The sequence below is a fragment of the Bradyrhizobium sp. genome, from assembly GCF_052389815.1.
Taxonomy (GTDB): Bacteria; Pseudomonadota; Alphaproteobacteria; order Rhizobiales; family Xanthobacteraceae; genus Bradyrhizobium.
In genome coordinates, this window is record NZ_JBQTHN010000103.1 from 18,587 (window position 1) to 29,395 (window position 10,809).

General features: G+C 65.6%; 10 protein-coding genes and 1 other RNA gene. 8 read left to right on the forward strand and 3 right to left on the reverse strand.

The features are described from left to right. Positions 1 to 20 precede the first annotated feature (20 nt). From ssrS to ACT4OC_RS18615, 3 genes are all read right to left on the reverse strand, one after another. Positions 21 to 181: non-coding RNA, 6S RNA (gene ssrS, locus ACT4OC_RS18605), on the reverse strand. Positions 182 to 289: 108 nt separating this feature from the next. After that, positions 290 to 673 carry a cell division protein ZapA gene (locus ACT4OC_RS18610; protein WP_444840493.1) on the reverse strand — a complete coding sequence of 128 codons (384 nt, stop codon included), beginning with the start codon at positions 671 to 673 and terminating at the stop codon, positions 290 to 292. Further along, positions 670 to 990 (reverse strand): DUF4164 domain-containing protein, encoded by a 321-nt coding sequence (locus ACT4OC_RS18615; RefSeq protein ID WP_444840494.1) that lies wholly within the window; start codon positions 988 to 990, stop codon positions 670 to 672. Before ACT4OC_RS18615 ends, ACT4OC_RS18610 begins: the two co-directional genes overlap by 4 nt. 304 nt (positions 991 to 1,294) lie before the next feature. On the opposite strand from ACT4OC_RS18615, the gene tkt reads away from it, so the two are divergent. The 8 genes from tkt to ACT4OC_RS18655 all read left to right on the forward strand — a co-directional run. Next, positions 1,295 to 3,277 (forward strand): transketolase, encoded by a 1,983-nt coding sequence (gene tkt, locus ACT4OC_RS18620; RefSeq protein WP_444840495.1) that lies wholly within the window; start codon positions 1,295 to 1,297, stop codon positions 3,275 to 3,277. Positions 3,278 to 3,427: 150 nt separating this feature from the next. Beyond that, the gene (gap, locus tag ACT4OC_RS18625; protein ID WP_444840496.1) at positions 3,428 to 4,435 is read left to right on the forward strand and encodes a type I glyceraldehyde-3-phosphate dehydrogenase; all 1,008 of its coding nucleotides are present in this window, start codon (positions 3,428 to 3,430) and stop codon (positions 4,433 to 4,435) included. Positions 4,436 to 4,547: 112 nt separating this feature from the next. Next, positions 4,548 to 5,741 carry a phosphoglycerate kinase gene (locus ACT4OC_RS18630; protein WP_444840497.1) on the forward strand — a complete coding sequence of 398 codons (1,194 nt, stop codon included), beginning with the start codon at positions 4,548 to 4,550 and terminating at the stop codon, positions 5,739 to 5,741. Between the two features lie 114 nt (positions 5,742 to 5,855). Continuing rightward, positions 5,856 to 6,923, forward strand: coding sequence for a class II fructose-bisphosphate aldolase (gene fba, locus ACT4OC_RS18635; protein ID WP_444840498.1), 1,068 nt, complete (start codon positions 5,856 to 5,858; stop codon positions 6,921 to 6,923). A gap of 360 nt (positions 6,924 to 7,283) precedes the next feature. Further along, positions 7,284 to 8,339, forward strand: coding sequence for a class I fructose-bisphosphate aldolase (locus ACT4OC_RS18640; protein ID WP_444840499.1), 1,056 nt, complete (start codon positions 7,284 to 7,286; stop codon positions 8,337 to 8,339). A gap of 2 nt (positions 8,340 to 8,341) precedes the next feature. Then, positions 8,342 to 9,016 carry a thiamine phosphate synthase gene (locus ACT4OC_RS18645; protein ID WP_444840503.1) on the forward strand — a complete coding sequence of 225 codons (675 nt, stop codon included), beginning with the start codon at positions 8,342 to 8,344 and terminating at the stop codon, positions 9,014 to 9,016. Then, positions 9,013 to 10,101: a tetratricopeptide repeat protein gene (locus ACT4OC_RS18650; RefSeq protein WP_444840500.1), complete on the forward strand. Its 1,089-nt coding sequence runs from the start codon at positions 9,013 to 9,015 to the stop codon at positions 10,099 to 10,101. Before ACT4OC_RS18645 ends, ACT4OC_RS18650 begins: the two co-directional genes overlap by 4 nt. An 81-nt stretch (positions 10,102 to 10,182) precedes the next feature. Further along, positions 10,183 to 10,809, forward strand: a 627-nt coding sequence (locus ACT4OC_RS18655; protein ID WP_444840501.1) for an inositol monophosphatase family protein, incomplete at its 3' end; no start/stop codon positions are given.

The following is a 10,809-nucleotide window of genomic DNA, read 5'->3' on the forward strand; positions in this document are numbered from 1 at the left end:
TGCAAACGGCCAAAGTAAAGTGCGAAGCCACAGATGCCGTTGAAGCGCTCGATCCCGGAGTTCCCTACGAAAGTAGGTGGGCACCATATGTCCGAGCCCACGGGCCCGGCCAGGGACAGTTCCCTAAAGGATCGATAAGGCCCCGGGGATATATGGCTCCTGACGCGCAACGCAGCTTCGCGGAGGTAATGTAGCGATGCCGGAGTAGAAGCGCCAGCGGTAAGGGGTCGCGCCGCGAATTGGTTGTGCGCAGCGTTTCTTACCCCCCGGAGGAGGAGGGTGCAGAGTCTCACCCGATCGCGATCCCGTTGCCGATGGTGCGGTTGAGCACTTGCGTGGTCTTCTCGATGCGATCGGCGGCGGAGTTCAGCGCGCTCGCCACCGCGGTCTGCGTCATCCGCGCGCGGTCGACGGCGGCGGTGCGCATGCTGCGGGCCGTCTCCAGCTCCTGCTCCAGGGTGTTCAGGCGCGCGGTGACGTCGAGCAATTCGTCGCAGACGGTGAGCGCGGCCATCACCGTGAGCCGCGCATCGCCGATCTCGCCGAATTTTCCGCGCAGCTCCGTCACCCGGGACTCCAGGGTCTCGGCGAGCTTGAGCAGGCGCACCTCCTGCCCTTCCTCGCAGGCCATGCGGTATTGCCGGCCGTTGATGGTGACGTTGATGTGGCTCATGCTTCGTCTCCGCCGTCGAGCATGGCGCGCACGCTGCCGATCGCGGCATCCAGCCGTTCGGCGATCTCTTTGTTGGTGCGCTCCAGCTTGCGCGTCTTGACCAGCGAATTGTCGAGCTCCTGCGCCAGCCGCGAGCGGTCGACGCCGAGCGCCTGGATGCGGCTCGCCAGCTCGTTCTCGTCGCGGTCGGAATCGCGGCGCCGCTCGACGGCGTGCTCCAGCGCCTCGAGCGCGGACATCAGGCGGCGCGTGGCGGCCTCGAGCTCGAAGGCGGAGGTGTCGGCATTGCCGGAACCGTGGGCGGGGCGTTCGTTCATCCCGGGACTTTGTACTTTAAGGTCGGCGTGTACGTTTGGGCCCGCCCGCCATTCCGGTAAAACTACGGTTCGGCAAGCGCTTAGAGGCAGAAGCTTACGTGGCCGAATCGGCCTGCGCAACGACACTTCCAAGCTATGCACCGATAAGCAACTTTTCCTTCGAATAGCGCGTTTCATTGCCTTGGACTCGGGGAACCGAGGTGCTATCAGCGGCCAACTTCCTTACCCCTCCGGCCCCAAAACCAGCGCGTTCGCTCGCGTTGCTCACCATCACCAAGCATCTCATTTCAGGCGGATTTTCAACATGACGCAGGTCGACCACACCCGTATGGCCAATGCGATCCGTGGGCTCGCCATGGACGCCGTGGAGAAGGCGAAATCGGGTCATCCCGGCCTGCCGATGGGCGCCGCCGACATCGCGACCGTGCTATTCACGCAGTTCCTGAAATACGACGCCGCCGATCCCAAGTGGCCGGACCGCGACCGCTTCGTGCTGTCGGCCGGCCACGGCTCGATGCTGATCTACGCACTCTTGTATCTCACCGGCAATGCGGAGATGACGCTCGACCAGATCAGGAATTTCCGCCAGCTCGATTCGAGGACGCCCGGCCATCCGGAAAACTTCCTCACCTCGGGTGTCGAGACCACCACCGGCCCGCTCGGCCAGGGCATCGCGACCGCGGTCGGCATGGCGCTGGCGGAGAAGATGCTGGCGGCGGAATTCTCCAAGAAGGTCGTCAACCACCATACCTATGTGCTCGCCTCCGACGGCGACCTGATGGAAGGCGTCTCGCAGGAAGCCATCGCGATGGCCGGACACTGGCGGCTGAGCAAGCTGATCGTGCTGTTCGACGACAACGGCATTTCCATCGACGGACCGCTGTCGCTGGCCGATTCCGTCGACCAGGTGAAGCGCTTCAAGGCTGCCGGCTGGGCCGCCGAGCGCATCGACGGCCAGGATCCCAAGGCCATCGCCGCTGCAATCGCGCGCGCACAAAAGTCCGGCAAGCCGTCGCTGATCGCCTGCAAGACCACCATCGGCTACGGCGCGCCGAACAAGGCGGGCACCGCGAAAGCCCATGGCGAGGCGCTCGGCGCGGACGAGCTGAAAGCCGCCAAGGAAAAACTCGGCATTTCGCAAGACGCTTTCTCGGTGCCGGAGGACGTGCTGAAGGCCTGGCGGGCTGCGGGAGCCCGCGGCGTGGCGGCGAACAAGGAATGGCAGGAAGCGTTCGCGACGCTGTCGAACCGCAAGCAGAGCGAGTTCCAGCGCCGCATGCGCCACGAGCGGCCGGCTGCGCTCGCCAAGGCCATGCGCGCGCACAAGAAGGCGCTGCTGGAGAAGCCGCTGGTTGCCGCGACCCGCAAATCTTCTGAAGCCGCGATCGAGGCCATCGTCACGGCCGTGCCGGAGTTCGTCGCAGGCTCGGCGGACTTGACCGGCTCCAACAACAACAAGGCGAAGTCAGCCGTTGCCTTCTCGCACAAGACGCCGAAGGGCCGCTTCATCCATTACGGCATCCGCGAGCATGGCATGGCCGCCGCCATGAACGGCATCCATCTGCACGGCGGCTTTGCGCCGAATGGCGCGACCTTCCTGATCTTCACCGACTATGCCCGCGCCGCGATCCGCCTCTCGGCGCTGATGGGCACCGGCGTGGTCTATGTCATGACGCACGATTCCATCGGCCTCGGCGAGGACGGCCCGACCCACCAGCCGGTCGAGCATCTCGCTGCGCTGCGCGCCATGCCCAATATGCGCGTGTTCCGGCCGTGCGATGCCATCGAGGTCGCGGAGTGCTGGGAGCTGGCGCTGAACCGCACGGATGGGCCCACGGTATTGGCACTGACCCGCCAGAACCTGCCGCAGCTGCGCACCAATGCGCCGAACGACAACCCCTGCACCCACGGCGCCTACGAATTGGTCGCTGCCGCCGGTGAGGCAAGAGTGTCGCTGTTCGCCTCGGGCTCCGAGGCCGAGATTGCGGTTGCGGCCCAGAAGCAACTTGCCGAGCGTGGCATCCCAGCGCGCGTGGTCTCGGTGCCGTCGCTGGAATTGCTGCTGGCGCAGCCGGCGGAGCGGAAAAAGGCCATCATCGGCAACGCCCCGGTCAAGATCGCGATCGAGGCCGCCGTGCGCTGGGGCTGGGACGCCGTGATCGGTCCGGATGGTGAGTTCATTGGCATGCATGGCTTCGGCGCGAGCGCCCCTGCAAAGGACCTTTTCAGGCACTTCGGCATTACCGCCGAGGCTGCGGTTAACGCTGCCCTGAAACGCCTGGGGTGAAGGGCTGATTCGGTTGAGATTGCCGGGAAAAAGGACTAGGAACTCTCCCATCTTGACCGTTCCCGCCCGGCCGAACCGGGCGTTCCGCCGTAAGAACTCCGCGAGGGAAACCATGCGGGGCGGCATCAGCTTTTAGAAGGAGAATCGAGCATGGCACTCCGCGTCGCGATCAATGGATTTGGCCGCATCGGCCGCAACGTGCTCCGTGCCATCGCCGAGTCCGGCCGCAAGGACATCGAGGTGGTCGGCATCAACGATCTCGGCCCGGTCGAGACCAATGCGCATTTGCTCCGTTTCGACTCCGTGCACGGCCGCTTCCCCGGAACCGTCACCGTCGACGGCGACTCGATCAACCTCGGCAACGGCAAGATCAAGGTGTCGGCCGAGCGCGATCCGTCGAAGCTGCCGTGGAAGGCGCTCGGCGTCGATATCGCGCTGGAATGCACCGGCATCTTCACCGCCAAGGACAAGGCGTCCGCGCATTTGACCGCCGGCGCCAAGCGCGTGCTGGTCTCCGCGCCCGCCGATAACGCCGACGCCACCATCGTCTACGGCGTCAACCACGACACGCTGACCAGGGAGCACCTGGTCGTCTCCAACGGTTCCTGCACCACCAACTGCCTCGCGCCGGTGGCGAAGGTCTTGAACGACACCGTCGGCATCGAGACCGGCTTCATGACCACGATCCACGCCTATACCGGCGACCAGCCGACGCTCGACACCCTGCACAAGGATCTCTATCGCGGCCGTGCGGCGGCGATGTCGATGATCCCGACCTCGACGGGCGCGGCGAAAGCGATCGGCCTCGTGCTGCCGGAGCTGAAGGGCAAGCTCGACGGCGTCGCGATCCGCGTGCCGACGCCGAACGTCTCGGTCGTCGACCTCAAGATCGTCGCCAAGCGCGCCACCGACGCCAAGGAAATCAACGCGGCGATGAAGCGCGCCAGCGAGCAGCAGCTCAAGGGCATCCTCGGCTATACGTCCGCGCCGAACGTCTCGATCGACTTCAACCACGACCCGCACTCCTCGACCTTCCACGAGGACCAGACCAAGGTGCTGAACGGCACGCTGGTGCGCGTGATGTCCTGGTACGACAACGAGTGGGGTTTTTCCAACCGCATGGCCGACACGGCCGTCGCGATGGGCAAGCTGCTGTAAGATCCTCGTCGGTCGTCATGGCCGGGCTTGTCCCGGCCATCCACGTCTTGACCCCCGAAAGGGAAGACGTGGATGCCCGGCACAAGACCGGGCACGACGGAGAGAGTAAGCCATGAAAACCTTCCGCACCCTCGATGACGTCGACCCCAGGGGCAAGCGCGTGCTGCTGCGCGTCGACCTCAACGTGCCCATGGAGAACGGCCGCGTCACCGACGCCACGCGGCTGGAGCGCGTCGCGCCGACCATCATCGAGATCGCGACCAAGGGCGGCAAGGTGATCCTGCTGGCGCATTTCGGCCGGCCCAAGGGCCGCGAGCCTAAGGATTCGCTGAAGCCGGTCGCGGAAGCGCTCGCGAAAGTCATCGGGAAGCCGGTCGCGTTTGCCGAGGACTGCGTCGGCGAACCCGCTGCGAAAGCGATCGCCGCGATGAAGGACGGCGACGTCCTGTGCCTGGAGAACACCCGCTTCCACAAGGCAGAGGAAAAGAACGATCCCGCCTTCGTCGCCGAGCTCGCCAAGTTCGGCGACATCTGGGTCAACGACGCCTTCTCCGCCGCGCACCGCGCCCATGCCTCGACCGAAGGCCTCGGCCACAAGCTGCCGGCCTATGCGGGCCGCACCATGCAGGCCGAGCTCGATGCGCTGGCTAAGGCGCTGGAAGCACCGACCAAGCCGGTGATCGCCATCATCGGCGGCGCCAAGGTGTCGACCAAGATCGATCTCCTCGAAAACCTCGTCACCAAGGTCGATGCGCTCGTGATCGGCGGCGGCATGGCAAACACCTTCCTGCACGCGCAGGGCGTTTCGGTCGGCAAGTCGCTGTGCGAAAAGGAACTGGCGCCGACCGCATTGCGTATCCTCAAAAAGGCAATAGCCGCCAACTGCGCCATCATCCTCCCCGTCGATGCCGTCGTCGCCTACCACTTCGCGGCCAATGCGCCCTCGCATGCGTATGGGCTGGATGCGATCCCGGCCGACGGCATGATCCTCGACGTCGGCCCGCAGTCGATCTCGCGCATCCATGCCGCGATCGACGATGCCGCGACGCTGGTCTGGAACGGCCCGCTCGGCGCCTTCGAGATGACCCCGTTCGACCGCGGCACCGTGGTGGCGGCGCGCCATGCCGCCGAGCGGACCAAGGCGAAGAAGCTGGTTTCGGTCGCCGGCGGCGGCGACACCGTCGCGGCCCTCAACCAGGCCGGGGTCGGCGGCGATTTCTCCTATGTTTCGACCGCGGGTGGCGCGTTTCTTGAATGGATGGAAGGGAAACCATTGCCCGGCGTCGAGGTTCTAAGAGCACGCTAAAGTTTGAGCATGATCTTTTCCGAAAACCGGTTCCCACTTTTCGGGATCATGCTCTAAATCCAGCCCGATGCAGCGCCGTCAGCCGCGCTCGGCACAACCCGGAGAACAGGACACATGGCCCGTATCACGTTGCGTCAATTGCTCGATCACGCGGCGGAACACGATTACGGCGTGCCCGCGTTCAACATCAACAACATGGAACAGGCGCTGGCGATCATGGAAGCGACGTCCGCGCTCGATGCGCCCGTCATCATCCAGGCTTCGCGCGGCGCGCGCTCCTACGCCAATGACGTCATGCTGCGCCACATGATGGATGCCGTCACCGAGATCTACCCGCAGATTCCGGTCTGCGTGCATCTCGACCACGGCAACGAGCCCGCCACCTGCATGACCGCGATCCAGGCCGGCTTCACCTCGGTCATGATGGACGGCTCGCTGAAGGCCGACGGCAAGACCCCCGGCGACTGGGACTACAATGTCGGCGTCACCAGGACGGTGACCGGCATGGCCCATCTCGGCGGCATCTCGGTGGAAGGCGAGCTCGGCGTGCTCGGCTCGCTCGAGACCGGCATGGGCGACAAGGAAGACGGGCACGGCGCCGAAGGCAAGCTGTCGCACGACCAGCTGCTGACCAATCCGGACGAGGCCGTGAAGTTCGTCAAGGAGACCAGGGTCGATGCGCTCGCGATCGCCATGGGCACCTCGCACGGCGCCTACAAGTTCACGCGCAAGCCGGACGGCGACATCCTCGCCATGAAGGTGATCGAGGAAATCCACCGCAAGCTGCCGAACACGCATCTGGTGATGCACGGCTCCTCCTCGGTGCCGCAGGACCTGCAGGACATCATCAACGCCAATGGCGGCAAGATGAAGCCGACCTGGGGCGTGCCGGTGGCGGAAATCCAGCGCGGCATCAAGAACGGCGTGCGCAAAATCAACATCGACACCGACAATCGCATGGCGATGACCGGCCAGATCCGGAAAGTCCTGAAGGACAATCCGGAAGAGTTCGATCCGCGCAAGTACCTGAAGCCGGCGATGGAAGCGATGACGAAACTGTGCAAGCAGCGGCTGCAGGAGTTCAACACCGCAGGCCAAGCCAGCAAGATCAGGAAGGTGCTGACTCCGGCCGAGATGGCCAGGCGCTACACCAAGGGCGAGCTAGACCCCCGCGTCGCGTAGCGATCGCGCGGGTGGCGTGAAGTTCCGAGATTTGCCGAGAAGGTTGAGCCGACCCTCCCCCTCCAGGCTATCAGATTCACACATCTCAAAAACAGACTCAGAGACAAGGACTTAGATGACCCCCGATCACGGAAATGGCGTGGGGTCCCTGGCTCAACGGCCGCTGAAAAGATTCGAGTTTTCGTCGTCCGAATACTGTCGGTCAAAAGATGTGTGCATTTGATAGCCCTCCAGGGGAGGGTAAAACACCGTGCACAACGATCATTCCCCGCTTAACCTGCGACCAACGTAAATCTCCTCATTTGCCCGAGAACCGTCTATTTTGGCGGCCAAAGCAGCTTTGCTTCTGGAGAACGACCGATGAACCTTACCGAACTCAACAAAGTCGCCGTTGCCATGGTCACCCCGGGCAAGGGCATTCTGGCTGCCGACGAATCCTCCGGCACCATCAAGAAGCGCTTTGACGCCATCAAGGTCGAATCGACCGAGGAGAACCGCCGCGACTACCGCGAGATGCTGTTCCGCTCGAGCGAGGCGATGCGCAAATATATTTCCGGCGTCATCCTCTATGACGAGACGATCTGGCAGAACGCCAAGGACGGAACGCCGCTGGTCAAGCTGATCGAGCAGAGCGGCGCGATCCCGGGCATCAAGGTCGACGAAGGCACGCAGGCTTTGCCGCAGTGTCCGGGCGAGCTCGTCACCGTCGGCCTCGACAAGCTCGCCGAGCGGCTGAAGAAATATTACGAGCGCGGCGCGCGCTTTGCGAAATGGCGCGCGGTGATCGACATCGGCCAGGGCACTGGCGGCCCGGGCACTGGCGGCCCGGGCATTCCCTCGATGACCGCGATCGGCGTCAACGCGCATGCGCTCGCCCGCTACGCCGCGCTGTGCCAGGCGGCGCAGATCGTGCCGATCGTCGAGCCGGAGGTGCTGATGGACGGCGACCACGACATCGACCGCTGCTACGAGGTGACGCAGCGCGTGCTGAACAAGACCTTCCAGGAGCTGCGCGTGCAGCGCGTCGAGCTGGAAGGCATGGTGCTGAAGCCGAACATGGCCATTTCCGGCAAGAAATGCGCAAAGCAGGCCTCCGTCGCCGAGGTCGCGGAGAAGACCGTGCGCATGCTGAAGGCCTGCGTGCCGGCGGCGGTGCCGGGCATTGCCTTCCTCTCCGGCGGGCAGAGTGACGAGGAGGCGACCGCGCATCTCGACGCCATGAACAAGATCGGCGGCCTGCCGTGGCGGCTGACATTCTCCTATGGCCGCGCACTGCAGGCGGCGCCGCAGAAAGCGTGGTCCGGCAAATCGGAGAATGTCGCGGCCGGCCAGCGCGCCTTTGCGCATCGCGCGCACATGAACGGGCTCGCCAGCAAGGGTGCCTGGGAGCAGGGCCTGGAAAAGAAGGCGGCTTGAGCTTGGCTGCCAAGCCTCCACCGCCGCGTCCGGCGCCGCGCCTCTATCTTGCGACGCCGGAGGTGGACGACCCGTCCCACCTCGCCGCGGAGCTGCCGGACATGCTGGCGGCCGCCGACGTCGCGGCGGTGCTGGTGCGGCTGAAGCAGACCGACCAGCGCACCATGATCTCGCGCGTGAAACAGCTTGCGCCCGCGATCCAGAATGCGGGCGCGGCGCTGCTGGTCGAGGGCCATGTCGAGCTGGTGGCGCGCGCCGGCGCCGATGGCGCGCACCTGGCCGGCATTGCCGCACTGGAGGAGGCCTTGCCCTCGCTGAAGCCGGATCGCATCGCAGGGGTCGGCGGACTCGTGACGCGGCACGATTCGATGGCCGCGGGCGAGCTCGGCGCAGACTACGTGCTGTTCGGCGAGCCCGATGCGAGAGGCGAGCGGCCTTCGGCGGAAGCGATCGCCGAGCGCCTGCAATGGTGGGACGAGTTGTTCGAGCCGCCCAGCGTCGGCTTTGCCGTTTCACGCGAGGAAGCCGGCGAATTCGCCGCTGCGGGAGCGGATTTCGTGCTGGTCGGCGATTTCATCTGGGCCGATCCGCGCGGCGCCAGGGCGGCGCTGATCGATGCCGGACAGGCGATTGCGCAGGCCCATCGGCAGGCCCACGGAAAAGTCCGCGCCGAATGAAGTTGTTGCGGCCGATAGCGGTTGTTGCAGCGAGCCTGATGCTCACGCAGGGTGCGTTCGCGCAGTTGCAGATCGCGCCGCCCGCGGCCGACACCAAGGCTGCACCGAAGAAGGAAGCACCGAAGGAAAAGAAGGCGCCGACGGCTGCGAAGAAGCAACCTCCCGCGACGCCCAGGCCTGCGCCCACTCCAACTCCCACGCCGACGCCCGCGCCGACCACCACCCAGGCGCCCCCTTCCGTCTTCGACGCCCCCAATGTCGATCTCGTCTATGGCGCCTATCAACGCGGCATGTACAAGACCGCCTTCGATCTGGCGACGACCCGCGCGCAGTACAATGGCGATCCCAAGGCGATGACCATGCTGGGCGAGCTCTATGCCAACGCGCTCGGCGTCAAGCGCGACTACGCCAAGGCCGCCCAATGGTACAAGCGCGCGGCCGACGCCGGCGACCGCGAGGCGATGTTCGCGCTCGCCATGATGCGGATCTCGGGGCGCGGCGGCAGCACCAACCGCGAGGAAGCGGTGAAGCTGCTCGCCTCCTCGGCCAAGCTCGGCAATCCCAAGGCGGCCTATAATCTCGCGCTGCTCTATCTCGACGGCCAGACCTTGCCGCAGGACGTCCGGCGCGCTGCCGAGTTGCTGCGCGTGGCTGCGGACGCAGGCAGTCCCGAGGCGCAATATGCGCTTGCGACCTTCTACAAGGAGGGCACCGGCGTCGAAAAGGATGCGGAAAAGGCGGTGCGGCTGCTCCAGGCCGCTTCGCTCGCCGGCAATGTCGATGCCGAGGTCGAGTATGCGATCGCGATGTTCAACGGGTCAGGCACCCCGAAGAACCAGCCGGCCGCGGTGGCGATGTTGCGCAAGGCCGCCAGGCAGAACAGCCCGATCGCGCAGAACCGCCTGGCGCGCGTGCTGGCCTACGGGCAGGGCGCGCAGCAGGACAAGGTCGAGGCGCTGAAGTGGCACTGGGTCGCGAAAAGCGCCGGCAAGGGCGACCCCGAGCTGGACGAATTCCTCGCCGACGTCCCTGCCGCCGACCGCGCCAGGGCCGAGGCGGCCGGGCGCAAATGGCTCGGCAAATGATCCGCCTTGACGACGGGGGCCCGGCAGGGCACCCAAGGCCGCAAAGGCTACCGCCCCTCCTCATTTCGCCAGCGTGATTGCATGCTCTATTCCGCCCTCATCAACGTCATGGTCAAGGCCGCGCGCCGCGCCGGCCGCAGCCTGAAGCGCGACCTCGGCGAGATCGAGCACCTGCAGGTCTCGCTGAAGGGCCCGGCCAATTTCGTCTCGCTCGCGGACAAGCGCGCCGAGGAGATGCTGTACACCGATCTTGCCAAGGCGCGGCCCGGCTACGGTTTCCTCGGCGAGGAAGGCGGCACGCGCGAAGGCGCCGACAGCAGCCACACCTGGATCGTCGACCCGCTCGACGGCACCACCAATTTCCTGCACGGCATCCCGCAATTCGCGATCTCGATCGGGCTGGCACGCGAGGGCACTATCATCGCCGGCGTGATCTACAACCCGGCGAATGACGAGCTCTACATCGCCGAGCGCGGCAAGGGCGCTTTCCTCAACGACCAGCGGCTGCGCGTCGCCGGCCGCCGCGAGCTGAACGAATGCGTGATCGCCTGCGGCCTGCCGCATATCGGCCGCGGCGACCACGAGCAGTCGCGCCGCGAGATGGCCGCGCTGCAGAACGAGGTCGCGGGCCTGCGCCGTTTCGGCGCCGCCTCGCTCGACCTCGCCTTCGTCGCCGCCGGCCGTCTCGACGGCTATTGGGAGCGCAAC

Excerpts from the sequence above, each read along its gene's own strand:
- ACT4OC_RS18640 (WP_444840499.1), top strand. The coding sequence starts at position 7,284 with ATGAACCTTACCGAACTCAACAAAGTCGCCGTTGCCATGGTCACCCCG.
- ACT4OC_RS18610 (WP_444840493.1), bottom strand. The coding sequence starts at position 673 with ATGAGCCACATCAACGTCACCATCAACGGCCGGCAATACCGCATGGCC.
- ACT4OC_RS18630 (WP_444840497.1), top strand. The coding sequence starts at position 4,548 with ATGAAAACCTTCCGCACCCTCGATGACGTCGACCCCAGGGGCAAGCGC.
- ACT4OC_RS18650 (WP_444840500.1), top strand. The coding sequence starts at position 9,013 with ATGAAGTTGTTGCGGCCGATAGCGGTTGTTGCAGCGAGCCTGATGCTC.
- tkt (WP_444840495.1), top strand. The coding sequence starts at position 1,295 with ATGACGCAGGTCGACCACACCCGTATGGCCAATGCGATCCGTGGGCTC.
- fba (WP_444840498.1), top strand. The coding sequence starts at position 5,856 with ATGGCCCGTATCACGTTGCGTCAATTGCTCGATCACGCGGCGGAACAC.
- ACT4OC_RS18615 (WP_444840494.1), bottom strand. The coding sequence starts at position 990 with ATGAACGAACGCCCCGCCCACGGTTCCGGCAATGCCGACACCTCCGCC.
- gap (WP_444840496.1), top strand. The coding sequence starts at position 3,428 with ATGGCACTCCGCGTCGCGATCAATGGATTTGGCCGCATCGGCCGCAAC.